Source organism: Paenibacillus sp. FSL H8-0259, assembly GCF_037963255.1.
Taxonomy (GTDB): domain Bacteria; phylum Bacillota; class Bacilli; order Paenibacillales; family Paenibacillaceae; genus Paenibacillus_AQ; species Paenibacillus_AQ phytohabitans.
Window position 1 is genome coordinate 2,504,711 of the sequence record NZ_CP150147.1, and the last position, 17,194, is coordinate 2,521,904.

General features: G+C 51.5%; 10 protein-coding genes. 8 read left to right on the plus strand and 2 right to left on the minus strand.

The window, feature by feature from the left end:
* Window positions 1-18 precede the first annotated feature (18 nt).
* From NSU01_RS10585 to NSU01_RS10595, 3 genes are all read left to right on the plus strand, one after another.
* Window positions 19-948, plus strand: a complete 930-nt coding sequence (locus tag NSU01_RS10585) for a carbohydrate ABC transporter permease (protein WP_081969909.1) — start codon at window positions 19-21, stop codon at window positions 946-948.
* 64 nt (window positions 949-1,012) lie between these two features.
* Window positions 1,013-2,596 (plus strand): ABC transporter substrate-binding protein, encoded by a 1,584-nt coding sequence (locus tag NSU01_RS10590; RefSeq protein WP_305954182.1) that lies wholly within the window; start codon window positions 1,013-1,015, stop codon window positions 2,594-2,596.
* A 119-nt stretch (window positions 2,597-2,715) separates the two neighbouring features.
* Window positions 2,716-5,079 (plus strand): beta-galactosidase, encoded by a 2,364-nt coding sequence (locus NSU01_RS10595; protein WP_076242721.1) that lies wholly within the window; start codon window positions 2,716-2,718, stop codon window positions 5,077-5,079.
* Between the two features lie 1,599 nt (window positions 5,080-6,678).
* Here NSU01_RS10595 and NSU01_RS10600 read toward each other — a convergent pair.
* Together NSU01_RS10600 and NSU01_RS10605 are read right to left on the minus strand one after the other, a co-directional pair.
* Complete coding sequence (locus NSU01_RS10600; protein ID WP_042135350.1) at window positions 6,679-7,515, minus strand: carbohydrate ABC transporter permease; 837 nt, start codon at window positions 7,513-7,515, stop codon at window positions 6,679-6,681.
* Window positions 7,515-8,405 carry a sugar ABC transporter permease gene (locus tag NSU01_RS10605; RefSeq protein ID WP_042135351.1) on the minus strand — a complete coding sequence of 297 codons (891 nt, stop codon included), beginning with the start codon at window positions 8,403-8,405 and terminating at the stop codon, window positions 7,515-7,517. The genes NSU01_RS10600 and NSU01_RS10605 overlap by 1 nt, the downstream gene beginning before the upstream one ends.
* A gap of 215 nt (window positions 8,406-8,620) precedes the next feature.
* Here NSU01_RS10605 and NSU01_RS10610 point away from each other — a divergent pair, with 215 nt between their 5' ends.
* The 5 genes from NSU01_RS10610 (at window position 8,621) to NSU01_RS10630 (ending at window position 17,087) form a co-directional block, all read left to right on the plus strand.
* Entirely contained in the window at window positions 8,621-10,486 is a 1,866-nt protein-coding gene (locus NSU01_RS10610; protein ID WP_076242722.1) for a sensor histidine kinase, read from the plus strand.
* Window positions 10,479-12,134, plus strand: a complete 1,656-nt coding sequence (locus tag NSU01_RS10615; RefSeq protein WP_076242723.1) for a response regulator — start codon at window positions 10,479-10,481, stop codon at window positions 12,132-12,134. The genes NSU01_RS10610 and NSU01_RS10615 overlap by 8 nt, the downstream gene beginning before the upstream one ends.
* A 123-nt stretch (window positions 12,135-12,257) precedes the next feature.
* Window positions 12,258-13,583: an extracellular solute-binding protein gene (locus NSU01_RS10620; RefSeq protein ID WP_039310299.1), complete on the plus strand. Its 1,326-nt coding sequence runs from the start codon at window positions 12,258-12,260 to the stop codon at window positions 13,581-13,583.
* Window positions 13,584-13,972: 389 nt separating this feature from the next.
* Entirely contained in the window at window positions 13,973-16,075 is a 2,103-nt protein-coding gene (locus NSU01_RS10625) for a glycoside hydrolase family 36 protein (RefSeq protein ID WP_076242724.1), read from the plus strand.
* A gap of 754 nt (window positions 16,076-16,829) precedes the next feature.
* Window positions 16,830-17,087 carry an AbrB/MazE/SpoVT family DNA-binding domain-containing protein gene (locus NSU01_RS10630; RefSeq protein ID WP_025708535.1) on the plus strand — a complete coding sequence of 86 codons (258 nt, stop codon included), beginning with the start codon at window positions 16,830-16,832 and terminating at the stop codon, window positions 17,085-17,087.
* The last annotated feature ends 107 nt before the right edge of the window (window positions 17,088-17,194 follow it).

The window sequence follows — 17,194 nt, forward strand, 5'->3', positions numbered from 1 at the left end:
AAAAGGAGGTCAACCGAAATGAGTTCAACTACTGCAAACATGAAAACTCCGGAGGTTATCCGGAAGCGCGGCAATAAAGACAAGATGATATTGTCCATTATCGGCTACGTAACGCTTACTGTGCTCGCTATATTCTGTATCTTCCCCTTCATTCTGGTCGTGTCCTCCTCTTTGAGTGAGGAGAGCACGATTATCGAAAAAGGGTTCCAGATCTTCCCGTCCGCTTTCTCAACAGAGGCCTACAGCCTGCTGTTCAAGTACCCGGAGGAAATGCTCAGAGCTTACGGCATAACCATATCGGTAACCGCCATTGGTACATTGTTCGGACTGTTCCTGACTTCAATGACGGCCTATGTGCTGTCCCGGAGAGATTTCAAATGGCGCGGCCGCTTCTCCTTCTTCTTCTTCTTCACTACACTGTTCAGCGGCGGTCTGGTCCCTTGGTACCTGATGATTGTCAACTATCTGCATCTTAAAGATACCTTGCTGGTGCTGATCCTGCCTTTGCTGATGAACGTGTTCTACATTATCGTCATGAAATCGTTCATGAGCAGCATCCCGGATGCCATTACAGAATCCGCCAAGATTGACGGCGCAGGAGATTTCCGGATTTTCATGCAGCTGATTGTGCCTTTGTCCAAGCCTGCCCTGGCTACCATCGGCCTGTTCATTGCTCTGGCTTACTGGAATGACTGGTACAACGCACTCTTGTTCATCTCCAAATCAGAGCTGATGCCGCTGCAGTATTATCTCTACAAAATGCTCGGCAATATGGATGGCATGCGCAAGGCGATGATGGCCTCCGGCGCCGTTGTAAATACGGATCTGCCTACGGAGAGTCTGAAGATGGCCATGACCATTGTGGCTACAGGACCGATCCTGCTTGCTTATCCGTTCATCCAGAAATATTTTGTAACCGGACTTACAATTGGTGCAGTCAAAGGATGATCACAGGGCAACCTGGTTATCAATATAAACCCAATACTATTTTGAATTAGGGGGAACATCGGTCATGATGAAAAATAAGACAAAGAAACTTACAGTTACGCTGGCAACAATGATGGCACTGGGTACCATTCTCAGTGCATGCGGCGGCAATAACAACGCCAATACAGGTGCGGAGGCTACGAAGGCTCCGGCAACGGCTACAGAAGGGGCAGCTGCGAATCCCGGCGCTCCGGACACTTCCAAAGAAGTGAAGCTGAAGATGCTGCTGATCGGCGGCCAGCCGGGGGACTACGATAAGGTGTTCGGAGAGCTGAACACGAAATTGAAAGAAAAAATCAATGCCACCGTGGAGACAGAATTCCTCGACTGGTCGGATTGGACACAGAAGTACCCGCTGAAATTTGCGGCTAATGAAGATTTTGACCTTGTGTATACTGCCAACTGGGCACTCTATAACGATCAGGCGCTCAAAGGCGGTTTCCTGGAGCTGACGGATGATCTGCTGTCGACTTACATGCCGCAGACTTGGGAAGCGATGCCTAAAGTGAATTGGGAGCAAGCTAAAGTGGACGGCAAGCTCTTCATGGTTCCGAACAACAACGTTGAGGTTACCGATAAAGTGGTTCTGTACCGTGAGGATCTGCGCAAGAAATACAATCTTCCTGAAATCAACAGCCTTGAATCCTATGCCACTTACTTGAAAACGGTTGCCAAGGAAGAAACTGGAATTACTGCATACGGTGCCAAACCTGCCGACGGCTGGAAATGGCATGAGCTTGACCAGGCTACGCTGGAGCAGAACAATGACTGGAACCTTGTAGATGCTAACCTGCTGCCGCTGGCTTACAAGCTGGATGATGCAACCGGCAAAATTTTCAACATCTATGACACACCTGAATTCAGAGAACTGCTTACCTACTACAAGGATCTTGCAGACAACGGCGTATGGTCCAAAAACGTAGTCAGCAACAAAAATGACGTATGGCAGGATATCAAAGCTGAAAAAGTTTCCTCCTACGCTCAGAACCTGGGTACTGTAGCAGCGAATGTATCTGAAATGCGCCGTGACAAACCGGATGTGGAGCTGGCGATTGCCGACCTTACTCCGGGTAAGAAGAAAATCGCAGCAATTTCGACTCAGAACGGTATGGCGATCCATGCTACTTCCAAGAACGTGGAACGTTCCCTGATGCTGATCGACCTGCTGCAGAATGACAAGGAAATTCATGACTTGACGATGTACGGCATTGCCGGAACCAACTATATTCCTGATGGCGACAAGAAATACAGTGCAGGACCCGCAGCTGCCAACTACACGGGCTTCTCGAACTGGGGCTGGAACTCCCCGCTGAACCGTCAAGATTCGGCGTATCCGGTAGAAGCAGACAACATGTTCAACAGCTGGCAGTCCAGCATCTATCACTTCCCGCTTGAAACCTTCGTCTTCGACTCCACACCGGTGAAGAACGAAGTAGCCAACATCGGTAACGTGATGCTGCGTTATGCCATTCCGCTGGAATACGGCTTGATTGATGATCTGGATAAAGGTCAGGCAGATCTGATCAAACAGCTGAAATCCGCTGGTATTGATAAGGTGCAGACAGAGCTGCAGAGCCAGATTGACGCTTTCCTGGCAGCGCAGAAATAATAGCTTAATAAGGTGAAGCTAATGTAACGGCTTCCGGGCCACTCCAGAGCATAGCTTTGGGGTGGTTTTTTTATAAATATTAACGAAGAGAACAAGCTAATTGCAGAGGAGCCGATCACATGAAGCATACGATACAAGCCCATATTGCCCCGAAGGAAATCTATCCGTCGACCCTGCGACTCGGGGGAAGCAACCCGGAGGGTGACCAGATCAGCTTCACTAATTACTACATGGCGCTGAACGGCAAGCCTTATTTCGCTATCTGCGGGGAGTTCCACTATTCGCGATATCCGGAAGCGGACTGGGAGACGGAACTCCGGCAGATGAAGATGTCAGGAATCAATGTGATCGCCACCTATATCTTCTGGAATCATCATGAAGAAATAGAAGGGGAATTCGATTGGAGCGGCAACCGCAATCTCCGGAAGTTTGTGGAGCTGTGCCACGATAACGGGCTCTATGTTATCCTGCGTGTCGGTCCGTTCTGTCATGGCGAGGTCCGTAACGGGGGACTCCCGGACTGGCTGTTCGGGCGGGAATTCGATGTCCGCTCCAATGATGAAGGGTACCTGAGTTATGTAAGACGATTGTTTGCAGAGATTGGCCGGGAGGCTGATGCGCTGATGTATAAGGATGGCGGGCCGGTGATCGGCATTCAGCTGGAGAATGAATTCAATGCAGCCGCTGCGCTCTGGGAACAGACGGCGAAGCAGGGGGACGAATATCTTAGCGGCGGATTAGGCGGCGAGGAAGGTGCAGCACATATGCGCCTGCTCAAGGAGTATGCGGTGGATTCGGGCCTGATTGCCCCGATCTATACCAGCACCGGCTGGGGCGAGGCGCCGTTCCTGGAAGATGAAGTCCTGCCGCTGTATGGCGGATATGCCTATACCCCATGGAGCATCAGTGACCCGGGTCAAACACAGACACCGACACCTGAATATGTATTTGTGAATTTCCATGATGATCAGGCGCCGGGGGGAGAGTTCAATCCGCCGTATCCCCGGACAAAATATCCCTTTGCCTGCTGCGAGATGGGCGGCGGCATGCAGACCTGGTATCTGTCCCGGTTCCAGGTAGAACCGGAAAGTGTACTGGCCATGACCCTGATGAAGCTTGCCGGCGGCTGCAACTTCATCGGTTATTATATGTTCCATGGCGGCACGAATCCGGTGGGCAGAACAGGTTACCTGAACGAGAGCACAACGCCTAAGCTGACGTACGATTTCCAGGCACCGATTGGCGAGTTCGGACAGATCCGTGAGTCTAACGGCCTGCTGCGCCCGCTGCATTATTTCCTCCGCCAATTCGCAGACCGGCTTGCCCCTATGGCAACCGTGCTTCCGGAAGGTGCAGAGGCTGTTACTCCTGATGATGCGCATACGCTGCGTTATGCCGTCCGCACGGATGGCACGTCCGGCTTCCTGTTTGTTAACAATTATCAGGATCATGTTGAGATGGATGGGCATGAGGAGGTTGTATTTGAAGTTAAGCTTGGGGAGGAGATGATCAGCTTCCCGCAGCGGAGTTCGCTGACCATCAAGCCCAAGGCTGCATTCCTGCTGCCATTCAACTTCGCACTGGATGGGCTGAATCTTAAGTATGCAACGGCCCAGCCAGTCACCGCAGTGGAATCTGCTGAAGCTGTCACCTATTTTTTCGCGATGCCGGAGGGTGTGGATGGGGAGTTCCTGCTGGATGCGCAGGATGGTATTCTCAGTGTATCTACAGATGCCGGAACGATTGAAGGAAGCGGGAGCAGCTACAACGTGCTTATTCCCCATCAAGTGTCCTCGATGATCGTAATCAAGCGTGACGTAGCCCGGGAAGTCCGGATTTACGCGATGAGTGCCAAGGATGCTGCAAAGCTGTGGGAGCTGGAGGACGGCGGTCAGAGCCGGATTGTGTTCTCGGAGGTTCCGCTTGTTCAGACCCCCGAGGGCATTGAATTCCTTAGCAGCGGGCAAAATGCCTTCACGTTCCGTGAATATGCCGGTGGAGCAGTGGTGCCAGCCGCGCAGTGGAGCACGGTGCAGGCTGAAGCAGCTATCAGCGGACGGACGGAAGGCTGGTTCCGGATCTATGATGTGCAGGTTCCTCTGAAGGAGATCGCGCTTACCACGCGGCGGCTTCATGACCATAAGCTTGCGCTCGGGCTGCCGGAGGATGTTCTTCAAGGAACCGGGGAAGTGCTGCTGAGTATCGACTATACAGGGAATGTGGGCTATGCCTTTGCTGGCGGGCAATTATTCCATGATCATTTCTACAACGGCCGGCCTTGGGAGATCGGCTTGTCCCGGTTCCGCAATGTCCTCCGCAGAGGCGAGATCATCCTGGAAACCACACCGCGCCGCACAGGAGCTGTAACCTTGGCTGCCGATGCCGCCATGGCGGTAGAGAAGGTATTCGAGGGTGAAGCCATTGCCGTGTTCCACAGTGTTACGGCTACACCGGTGTACCGGGTTGCGCTGAAGCTGCAGTAGTCGGCAGACGGGAGAACTAAGGGGTAAGGCCAAAACCGATATACGATATAGAGAAATGTGGATAAGAGCAGGACAGAGAAATGAACGGTGAAGTATTGCACAACAGAGAGAGAATGCTGGACGGAGTAAGGAAGGTAGAGGAGTAGAAAGAGCGGTTGGTTGTAGACTGTATATGAGGTGGATTAGCAAAGGTATGTAAAGTAGCAGGAATATCCGGCTGGTTGTCTGGAGTGGACGAAGCATGTGGACGGCGGTAAAAGATTTATGAGTAACATACGAACTATGGCTTCTATTGGGAAGCAACGATGGGGCGCACCATTCTTTTATACGTCCTTACTTAGAAGGCAAACGATGGGAGTGCTTGAAAGGGGAGGGAGTGGCGGAGGTCGTGCGGACTGTAGGGACGTTATTATACTCGAAAAGCTGCATTATCCGCCCATGCGGACAGAGAGCCGTTAAGTTCCTGATTCCCGCCGTTTCGGACCCGAAACAGCAGTATGAGTGCATCTGAGCCGCAACGAGAAAAAGAGGCCATTATTGGCGAAATAAAGTAAAGTCATCTGAGCGACTAGAATAAAGTCCGTTACGCCTTGCCGGCGGGCGGGCTTTTTTATGTATAGGGAATTATGATCTTCGTCTGTTGTGGATAGGATTCTTTGGAATTTCGAGCAGCACAGTTTGAAGGACGAGTGTGTGCCTGATCCGGCACAGAAGTCGGCAGCATGGGCAAATCAAAGGGATAAATCCCTCTATTTCCGCCGAAAGTGGGCGGAATGGGGAAATTAAAGGGATAAATCCCTCTAATTCCGCCGAAAGTAGGCGGAATGGGGAAATTAAAGGGATAAATACCTCTAATTCCGCCGAAAGTGGGCGGAATGGGGAAATTAAAGGGATAAATCCCTCTAATTCCGCCGAAAGTGGGCGGAATGGGGAAATCGAAGGGATAAATACCTCTAATTCCGCCGAAAGTGGGCGGAATGGGGAAATCGAAGGGATAAATCCCTCTGATTTCCCTGAATACGCGCCAAAGGAGGAATGAGGGGCATTAGTGCCCTTGAACTCCCCGAATGAGAGCCAAAGGAGCAAATGAGGGGCATTAGTGCCCTTGAATTCCCCGAATGAGAGCCAAAGGAGCAAATGAGGGGCATTAGTGCCCTTGAACTCCCCGAATGAGAGCCAAAGGAGCAAATGAGGGGCACTAGTGCCCTTGAATTTACATGAGCTGCACAGGCTCCATAAGCCGCATAAGTTCAGCTAGTTTCACCCGTCAGGGTGACTTTTTTGTTTGAGGTTTTTAGATGTTTTCCAGCTTGAAAACAGCGGAGAGGACGGAACGATTGTGTACAAGCGGCAGCGGCCGCCTGTAAGCTTTCCGCAGGAAAGCTCACTTCGGAAGCAGCAGCAGTGTCCAGATTTTCACCACTAAGAAGAATAAATAAAATCTGGACACAAGAGCGATGGGAACAACGGTCCGTTCACGCAGCGTCCTCACAAAACGCATAGGTAGATCCTGCACAACAGCAAAAGGCACGGCCCAAGCGAAATCCGCTTAGCCGTGCCTTATTTGTCTCCGGCGAGGGGGAGGAGCAGGATCAGGGATCAGCCCTTAACAGCTCCGGCAACTACGCCTTTGACGATGTACTTTTGCAGGAAGATGAAGACAACGATGGATGGCAATACGGCCATTACCATGGCGGTCATTGCATACTGCCAGTCCGAGGTATATTGACCGACGAAGGTGTAAGCGGCCAGTGTCAATGTCTTCGTATCCGGCGAGCCGTTAACCATCAGCAGCGGGAGCAGGAAGTCATTCCAGATCCACATCACATCGATGATGACGATGGTGGTGGTTACCGATTTCAGCAGCGGGAAGATGACGCTGAAGAACAGGCGGAAGCCGGATGCGCCGTCGATGGTCGCACTTTCATCGATCTCAGTCGGGATACCCTTCACGAAGCCGTGGTAGATGAATACCGCCAGCGGTGCGCCGAAGCCCCAGTATAAGAGGCCCAGTCCCCAGGTGCTCTCGGACAAATGCAGGTTCTTGGCCGTCTGCAGCACAGTCAGCATGATCGACTGGAACGGGATCAGCATCGGCATAATGCACAGGAAGTAGATCACACCGCTCCATCTGGTTTTGGTCCGTGCCAGCTTATAGGCAGCGATGGAGGAGATGAAGACAATGCCGAGCAGGCCGACGCCGGTAATCACGAAGTTGTTCAGGAACAGCCGCGGATAGTTGATGAATTTCCAGACATAGGAATAGTTGCTGAAGGTCAGGTGTTTCGGCAGCGCAATAACGTCGGTCATGACCTCGCTGAAGCTTTTCAAAGAGTTAATAATCGTCAGGAACAGCGGATACAGGAACAGCAGAGACAATATGACCAAAACAACTTCCAGTATGATCTTGCCGGCCTTGTTGTTGTTTGTTTTCATTATGCCTCAACCTCTCTCCGTTTGAAGACTGTCAGCTGGATGATCGTCACGACAAGTACTGCCAGGAACAGGATAAGAGCTTTCGCCGTACCGTAGCCGTACAGATTGTTCTGGAACGTATCCCGGTAAATATCATAAGCGATGCTGTAGGTGGTTCCGCCAGGACCGCCGCCGGTCAGCGACAGAATGACGTCGAATACCTTGATCGAGTTGGTCAGCGCCATGAAGACGGATATCGTAATCGATGGGGCAAGCAGCGGCAGCGTAATGCTGAAGAATCTTCTCATCGGACCTGCGCCGTCTACGGTAGCAGCCTCCTTAAGATCCTCCGGCACAGACTGCAGACCGGCGATGTAGATGACCAGATAGAAACCGATCGACTGCCAGATGGACACGCCTAAGATGGAGATGAACGCCAGTCCCGGTGTCCCGAGCCAGCTTAAGTCGAAGATGGCCCAGCCGGTGCTCTCACCGAGTGAGTTGAAGCCCTGCATGAAGATGAACTTCCAGATGAAGCCGACAATAACAAGACTGAGGATATAAGGGATAAAGAATGCCGCTCTCAGCCAGGAGGTGCTCTTCAGCTTCATGTCCAGCAGCACGGCCAGCAGAATCGCCAGCACGTTGACGATCACAATGTAAAGGATTGCATATTTAATCGTGAACCAGGCCGCATCGGAGAAGTTCGTATCCCCCGAGAAGATCTGTTTGAAGTTGTCCAGTCCGACGAATTTGGGATGCTTGGAAATCCCGTTCCACTTCGTCATCGAATAACGGATGGTCATGGCAAAGGGAATGTAGAATGCAACTGCGATACAGATCAGAACCGGGAGTGTGAAGATTCCGAATTCGAATTTCTCGCGCCATCTTTTGCCGAGTGTTTTTAACATGGATGCACCTCTTCTTGAGTTATAGGGTGGGAGTATTGTGCCTGGCTTGCCACACATAACCATTCCGGTTAGTCTATATTGTGTATTATAGATCAGACCCCTATACTCAAAAATGGATTTAAGAGTACAGTTAGGGGTAAAAAGGTGAACTGAGTCCGGATGACCAAAATGAGTCTGGGACTGAGGCCTGATACACCAGCGGGGAGACGGAGAACATGATTAAACGAACGCTGTACAAGCTGTTTGAGCCTTTACTGGAGCGCATTTCCCGCAGGCTGGCCAACAAACTGATTCTTTTGTTCACTATAATCATCATTCTGGTGGTAAGCTCATTGACGTACATTTCCTATGGAATGCTGCGCAAGGAATCGGTGAACAACAGCATTGCGAGCACGAGCAACAATCTGCTGCTGGTCGGACGCAATCTGGAGAGTTACCTGAGCGGAATTGAACAATTGTCCCTGCCGCAGATCTCATATGATGAGTTTGCCTATGCCATCCTGCATGAATCAGAGGACTATGGCTCCAAGATGTATGTGGAGGATTATCTGAAGAATCTGTATTTCTCCCGCAATGACCTGGAGGCGGTATACCTGTACGTGATCAAGGAGCACAAGTATTATTATGTCACCAAGGAGAACTATAATATTACGGTCCGGGTGACCGAACATCCGCCGATCGACAATCTGTCCTGGTATAAGCGGGCACTGGCGAGTCCGTTTAACCGCTCCTATCAGTCTTTTGTGGAAGAAGCCCCGGCTGCGGAGAGCAGTGTGGATTATCCCGTTAACAAGGACAAGGTCTTCATGGGCTATCACCGGCTGCTGCGTTCCATTGTGTCGAGGGAGCCACAGGCTGTACTGTCCCTATACCTTAACTCGTCGGTGACCGATGAGATTATGAAGGATATTCCGTTCAGCACCGGCCAGCATCTGATGTATATCAGCCCGGATAATGAGCCTTTTACAGTGGACGATAAGGAATTCTATCAGGGGAGCAGGAAGGCTGGGCTGCTGGACCAATTGATACCGGAGAAGAACGGGCGTGTGACGTGGTCGGATGAAGAACAGAAGTACCTGGTGATCTACGACATCAGTCAAAAAGAAGGCTGGAAGCTCGTCAAGCCGATTCCGTATACAGAAATCTATGCTGCGGCGACAACGACCCGTAAGCTGAATGTATTCATCGGCCTGCTGTTCCTGGTATTGTCCGTGGTGCTGGTCAGCGTCACTTCGAACAGAATTACGCACCCGCTGAAGAATCTGTCGCTGCAGATGAAGCGGTTCAGTACGGGGAGCTTCGATGCCGAGGCCACGGTGGAGGGCAAGGATGAGATCGCCTATCTGTCACGCCACTTCAATAAGATGGTCGAGAAGACCAATGAACTGATTAATGAACGCTATAAAATGAAAATCGTTGAAAAAAACGCGGTCCTCAAAGCGCTGGAGGCCGAGATTAATCCCCATTTCCTGTACAATGCGCTGCAGGCCATCTCTACCAAGGCGCTCAAGAACAACAATGATGATATCGTCGAGATGGTCGACAATCTGGCCATGACGCTGAGATATTGCATCAGCGGGCGGGATGTTGTGCAGGCCCGGGAAGAGCTGCGGCATATTGAGCGTTATCTGGCGCTGCAGAAAGCGCGGTTCGGCAGCCGGATGCAGGTCGTGTACGACTGGGATGAAAGCCTGATGGAGCTGAGGATTCCCAAGCTGTCGATTCAGACGCTGGTGGAGAACTGCATCAAGCATGCGCTGGAAAAGGTATCCACTACGGTTACCATCCGTATTGAGGCGCATGTTACCGCTACCCACAGCGTAATTTCTGTACGGGATGACGGGCCGGGAATCAATGAGGAGCGGCTGGAGCAAGTAATGAGCTCTCTGCAGATCCAGTGGGAGGACCGCGATTCGGATGCGGAGGAAGAGGATGGCAACGAGAGCATTGGGCTTAAGAACCTTAACACCCGGCTCAAGCTCTTATATGGAGAAGACGCGGGATTGGCCATTCACAGCAGTGAACACGGGACACAAATGGATATGCGGCTGCCGCGGGGAGGAGTAGGACAACATGTATAAAGTGCTGATTATAGACGATGAGGAGCCTTTGCGCGAAGCGATCAATATTCTGGGGGACTGGAAGGGGCTGGGTGTCGGACAGGTACTGGAGGCGACCAATGGCCAGGCGGGGCTGGAGATGCTGCGCCGGGAGAAATTCGATCTGGTGCTGGTGGATATGAAAATGCCGGAGCTGAGCGGTGCCCAGCTGCTGCAGATCGCCGAGGAGGAGTTCCCGGATCTGCTGCTGATTGTGATCAGCGGCTACAATGATTTTGAATATACGCGCCAGGCGATCCGCTCCAAGGTGGTGGATTATCTTTTGAAGCCGGTCAACCGTACCGATCTTAACCATGCACTGCGCAAGGCGGTGGATATACTCGAAGCGAAGCGGAAGCGGGAGAGCGAGTTCATCAACCGCAATATTACACTCAATATGTCTCTGCCGAAGCTGAAGGAGAAGATGTATTTGTCCATTATAGACCGCAGCTTCAAAACCCAGTCCAATGAAGCCTTCCTGCCGCTGATCGGTGCGGACGGGGCGGCCAGCCATTTCGCTGTAGGTATTCTGCGGATGCTTAATCTGGAGCAGGTGCGTAAAGAAAGATTCCATGAGGACCGGGATTTGCTGCATTTTGCCGTAACTAATGTAATGAATGAGAACAGTGACGGACAGTTTGAGTCGTTCAGCTTTGCCAGTCCCAAGGGGGAGCGGGAGTTTATCGCTATCTTTACGATGAAAGGCGGATATGGGGCGGACGCTGCTTTTCTGTCTCTGCATCATATGAAGAAGGCCGCATCTACGCTGAAGGAGCTGTTCGGCATCGTCTGTGCCGGTGGAATAGGTGATCCCTACAGCGATCTCCTGAGTATTGCCGGTTCTTATGAGCAGGCCAAAGAGGCATTGGACCGGATTGACCTGCTGAGCATGAAGGACAGCATGATCCTGCAGAGCGGCGGCAGCATGATGGAGAAGCCGGCGTCCAGGGACAATCCCTCACTGACCGGGCGGATGCCGCAGATCCGCAGCAGCCTGGAGAGCGGGAACGTGAACCATGCGCGAAACATTTTCAGCGAGTTTGTCTCCAAGTGGAAGAGTGCGGAGCATTTCACACTTGGTGAAGCGGACAGAACACTGCAGGAATTCATTATTCTCCTCAATGAGATTGCTGCACAGCTGGATGCAGTGCCGCCGCAGATCCGCAGCAGCAAGGATAAGGGGCTGAATGCCCTGGGCATCCGCAGCGATTTTGCCTCCTTTGAACAGTTCGAGCGTGTACTTAACCAGATATTCGACGTTTATGCCGGAGAGATCAGCCGGACATTATCCGGAGACCGCAGCAGCGTGCTGGAAAATATTAAAGCATACATTGATAACCATTATTTTGAGGATATTAAGATATCGATGTTCACGGATAAATATTTCCTGAGCAGAGAATACTTGATGAAGCTGTTCAAGGGGCAGTACGGATACGGCATTCATGAGTATGTGCAAAAGGTGAGAATGGACAAAGCCAAAGCACTGCTGTCCGATCCCGGCCTCAAAATTCAGGATATTTCCGAAATGCTGGGGTACAAGGATAAGAACTATTTCAGCAAGGCGTTCCGCAATTACTATGATTGTTCACCTTCTGAATTCCGGCTGCAGCTGCCTGGGGTAGAAAAGTGAAACGGTTACATGAACACACTTTTTTACCCTCATAAGTTCACTTATGTACATTCTTATCCTTTTTCTTTTTATTTAGAATGATGAGCAAGACCACAAGATGCATAAGGAAAAGGGGGCAACATCATGTTAAAACGATTTATGGCACTATCTGCGAGTCTGCTGCTCGTCGGCGGACTGCTGGCCGGTTGCGGCGGGAACAACACTAATAATGCCGCTAACAACACGGCTGGAACAAATGGAGCAGAGAATACAGCTACAGATTCTTCCAAGCCCGTCACGATTAATATGTTTACCGCATCTCCCGAGTATACAGACGCTTTCAACGCCTACATCGCTGAATACAAGAAGGTTAAGCCAAATGTAACGATCAATCTGGAAATTATGCAGGCTGACTACAATACGGTGTTAAAATCCAAAATTGCCGCAGGCAGCACGCCTGACGTGTTCCAGACTACCGCTGGCGGCGATATCGATACTTTCGCTGAATACAGTGCCGACCTCACCAATGAACCGCTGGCAGCAGCGATGACAGATGCTGTCCGCTCCAACATGAGCTCCACAGACGGCAAAGTACTGGGACTTCCGGTCAAAGGCAACCTGTTCGTTCTGATGTACAACAAGAAGCTGCTGGCAGATGCCGGCATCACTGAAGTTCCCAAGACTACCGCTGAAATGGATGACGCCATCACCAAGCTCGAAGCTAAGGGCATCACGCCATTTGCGAACGCCTACAAAGAGTGGTGGGTATGGAAGCATATCTTCCAACACTTCGTTGACGCTGCAGCAACTGATGCAGGTACTGACGCTAAGACACTCGTAGCTGATTTCATCGCCGGCAAAACGACCTTCGCAGATCATCCGGTGCTGAAGGACAACTTCTTCACTTTCATTGATACAACAGTAAAACACGGAACGGACAAGCCGCTGGAACGCGACAGCAATGCTGAAGTCAGTGACTTTGCCCTAGGCAAAACAGCATTCATGACAGGTAAAGGCGCATGGGATGAAGAAGCGATCAAGAAAATCACCCCTGACTTTGATCTTGGCATCGCCGGCTACCCTGTCAGCGACAAAGCTGAGCAGTCCCAGATCATCACCGGTGCCGACCAGGCGCTGCGCATCAACAAGGATTCTGCTGTAGCTGCTGAAACGATTGAATTCTTCAACTGGCTGTACACTTCCGAATACGGTAAGAGCTGGTTCTCCACAGTAGCTAAGGTTATTCCTCCAATCAAGGATGCACCGATGCCTGACCTGCAAATGCCTAAGGAAATGGAAGAAATTCTCAAAACCGAGAAATCCGGCGACCTGTCGGTGAACTACTCGCTGGATACGTTCCACCAGAAATTCGGTGAATTGATGCAGGCTTATATCGGCGGCAGCAAGACTAAGGATCAAGCGATTGATGAAATTCAAAAGGCCTGGATTCAATTCGGGTCCGCTCAATAAAAGCTTTAGTACCGGGAGGGCCTCCGAAGTAGAATTATTACTGAGGGGGCCTTCTTTATATGTAACGCGGATTTGTGGCGGTGGCGGGCAGAAGTGGCTATATGTAACTGCGGGATGTTTGGATTTCCGGCCGCTGTTAGGTTTGGATTTCCCGATTTAAACTGCTGGCCGCAGTAGAAATCCAAACCTAAAGGCGGACGCTGCCGCCCTCCAATTCCAAACCTCCCTCCGTTACTTCGCCACTTATGCAGCAGCGCAAGAAATCAGGAGTTACGAATATAAGAGAAGGCCTCATAATCAAGGGAGGCAGAGAAACCAAAGAAACCAAAGAGACTAAAGAGACAAAAGAGATCAAAGACAACAACATTTGTCAGGAGGCCAAATTACACATGAGCAGCAAGCTGATCGATATTGCCGAGAACGGACTTTATCTTACAATTGAAATAACGGAAGAACAGGATGTGCGGCTGCTGCATTTCGGGGCGGCGCCGCTTGAAGCGGGAAGGATTGAAGAGAAGAGCAAGGAGGGCTTCCGGCTGCTGGAGCTGCAGCTATCAGGGGAAGACCGGGCGGAGTATCACGGGCGGACGCACCGCGCGTCGTATCCGGGGCTGCGTATGGTGTATGGCGGGCACAGCGATACGATAAATCCTCTGGGACGCAAGCTGGAGATTACACTCGTTGATCCGCTGACAGGAGTGAAGGCGGTACAGCATTATCAGTTCTATACAGGCGTGCAGATTGTGCGCTCCTGGACAGTACTGCGCAATGAAGGGGACGCGGATGCTGCGGTAGAATACCTTTCTTCGTTTGCGCTTACGGGTGTGGATAAAGAGGGCAGCGGAGACCGGGGGGATAAAATCGAAGTAAGCCTTGCTCACAGCGGCTGGCAGAGTGAGCTGCAGTGGAAGAGCTACAGCCTGCCGGAGCTGGGCATGTCCCATCTGGCCGACCGCGGCTCGAAGCGGATTGCCGCCAGCAATACCGGCTCCTGGTCGGCGGCTGAGCTGCTGCCGATGGCGGTACTGCAGAACAAGGAGAGCGGGACAAGCCTGTTCTGGCAGATAGAGCACAACGGCTCCTGGCACTGGGAGCTGACGGATCAGTACGACCAGCTCACGCTGCTGGTCAGCGGGCCTACGGAGCATGACAACCACTGGTGGCTGAAGCTGGCCCCGGGTGAAGAGTTCACCTCTGTGCCGGTGGCCGCAGGCGCTGTGCAGGGCGGCTTCCAGGGCGCGGCAGAGCAGCTGACCGCATACCGGCGGATCATCCGCAGACCGAATGAGGACAATGAGCTGCTGCGGATTATTTTTAATGACTATATGAACTGCCTGTGGGGAAGCCCGACGACGGAGAAGCTGCTGCCGCTGATTGATGCCGCCGCCGATGTCGGCTGTGAATACTTCTGTATTGATGCGGGCTGGTATGCCCCAGGCGAGTGGTGGGACGGCGTCGGCCAGTGGGAGCCGTCAATCGAGCGTTTCCCGGAAGGCATCAAATATGTGCTGGACTATATCCGCAGCAAAGGAATGATTCCCGGACTCTGGCTGGAGCTGGAGGTTATGGGGGTCAACAGTCCGAAGCTGGCTGAGACCGACGACAGCTGGTTTTTCATGCGCCACGGCAAACGGGTGAAGGACCGCAGCCGGTATCAGCTGGATTACCGCAGCCCGAAGGTCATAGAGCATGCCAATGGCGTCATTGCCCGGCTGGTGGAAGAATACGGTGTCGGATATATTAAGATGGACTACAACATCAACGCAGGGATCGGCACAGAGACAGATGCCGACAGCTTCGGGGACGGCCTCTTGCAGCATAACCGGGCCTATCTGGCCTGGCTGGACAGTATCTTCGTCCGTTACCCGCAGCTGGTGATCGAGAACTGCTCCAGCGGCGGTATGCGGATGGACTATGCCATGCTCAGCCGCCACAGCATCCAGTCGACCAGCGACCAGGAGGATTATGTGCAGTACGCGGCCATTGCCGCAGGCTCCCCGGCGGCGCTGACGCCGGAGCAATCGGCCGTGTGGTCGTATCCGCTGCGCGAAGGCGATGATGAAGAGGTCATCTTCAACATGGTTAATGCGCTGCTGCTCCGCGTCCACCAGAGCGGCCATCTGGCCGAGCTTGCGCCGCAGCGCAGAGCCCTGGTGAAGGAGGCGCTGGATTATTACAAATCCATCCGTGCCCATATTCCGCAGGCGTTCGCCTTCTGGCCGCTCGGTCTGCCGGACAGCCGCGGGGAATGGGTCAGCTTCGGCCTGCGCCATGGCGACATCCGTTATATTGCCGTATGGCGGATTGCCGGAGATGCAGCGGGAATTACGCTGCCCGTCCCTGAGCTGAAGGGACAGGCCGCAGAGGCCCGCTGCGCCTATCCGCAGGCGCATCGCTCCGAATGGAGCTGGAACCCGGCGGAAGGCAGCCTGAGCGTCTCGCTGCCGCCGGGCAAGACCGCGAGGCTCTTCGAGCTTCGGTCTTTGGTTTAACCCGTAATAAGAAACGCCCCCTCAAGGGCTGGAGGATAGTACTCCAGCTATATGAGGGGGTATTTTTATTGATAGGGAAATCAACCGTCTGAGTCATCCGTCTGATTCCGCCGAACCCGTTGTTCGATTCACTTCCCGCGATTTTGTGTATAGACGAAGCAGACGTTGTAACGGTCCGGTAAATATAGGAAGTGGAAAAAGGTATCTTATTTTGCCCGGCATGATTTAAGTGTCATTTTTCCAACTCTTGTTCCGGCAGAGGGACTTGAGCCAGTATTAAGTGCCTTTTATCCAACTGTTCTCGAAGCGGATCATGGACAACAATAAAAGGTGGGGGCAGAAGAGCAGAAGAGTAGAAAGGCAGAAGGGCAGAAGGCAGATGGGAAACGGGAGCGGGAACAAGTATGAACATGTTCATGAACATGAACAGACATAGGAACGGAGTCGCAGCGGTTAGGCTAACCTGAAGCTCAAAACTACTAAAATTAAGGTTTTTTCTAAAATTTAAATAAAAAACTGTCAATCCGAGAGGAAATTGGATAAAATATGATTCAGGCTATTATTTTGTCGAATATACTCTAAACTTTGTCGAATAATTTGTCGATATATATCAAAAGATGTAGAAATAAAATTGACAGGAAAGAAATAGCACTTTACAATGCAGATATAGCATAATCATTTCTACTATTTAGAAGCTTTGATAGCTTTTAACACTGAATGATGAATCAAGCGTTATTTCAAGGGAGGATGCATAATGATGAAAGCAACAGGTATTGTAAGAAAAGTAGATGAACTGGGACGTATCGTGATTCCGATTGAACTACGCAGAACGATGGGAATTGACATAAAAGACCCGCTCGAAATTTTTGTGGATGGCGAAAAGATCATTCTCAGAAAATATGAACCTACTTGTATCTTCTCCGGAAGTGCCGAGAACCTGATCAACTTCAAAGGCAAAATGGTCAGCAAAGATGTTCTTGACGAACTGATTGCAAGCTTCGACCACGTATAAGTTTTGTTCTGAACCGCACCATAAATAATGACAGCAGGGACCGCAGCGCAGGCACTTTAACAGTGTTTGCACTCCGGTCCCTTTTAAATAGCATGAACAAAGACGGC

Excerpts from the sequence above, each read along its gene's own strand:
- NSU01_RS10595 (WP_076242721.1), top strand. The coding sequence starts at position 2,716 with ATGAAGCATACGATACAAGCCCATATTGCCCCGAAGGAAATCTATCCG.
- NSU01_RS10615 (WP_076242723.1), top strand. The coding sequence starts at position 10,479 with ATGTATAAAGTGCTGATTATAGACGATGAGGAGCCTTTGCGCGAAGCG.
- NSU01_RS10600 (WP_042135350.1), bottom strand. The coding sequence starts at position 7,515 with ATGAAAACAAACAACAACAAGGCCGGCAAGATCATACTGGAAGTTGTT.
- NSU01_RS10630 (WP_025708535.1), top strand. The coding sequence starts at position 16,830 with ATGATGAAAGCAACAGGTATTGTAAGAAAAGTAGATGAACTGGGACGT.
- NSU01_RS10605 (WP_042135351.1), bottom strand. The coding sequence starts at position 8,405 with ATGTTAAAAACACTCGGCAAAAGATGGCGCGAGAAATTCGAATTCGGA.
- NSU01_RS10585 (WP_081969909.1), top strand. The coding sequence starts at position 19 with ATGAGTTCAACTACTGCAAACATGAAAACTCCGGAGGTTATCCGGAAG.
- NSU01_RS10590 (WP_305954182.1), top strand. The coding sequence starts at position 1,013 with ATGATGAAAAATAAGACAAAGAAACTTACAGTTACGCTGGCAACAATG.
- NSU01_RS10620 (WP_039310299.1), top strand. The coding sequence starts at position 12,258 with ATGTTAAAACGATTTATGGCACTATCTGCGAGTCTGCTGCTCGTCGGC.
- NSU01_RS10610 (WP_076242722.1), top strand. The coding sequence starts at position 8,621 with ATGATTAAACGAACGCTGTACAAGCTGTTTGAGCCTTTACTGGAGCGC.
- NSU01_RS10625 (WP_076242724.1), top strand. The coding sequence starts at position 13,973 with ATGAGCAGCAAGCTGATCGATATTGCCGAGAACGGACTTTATCTTACA.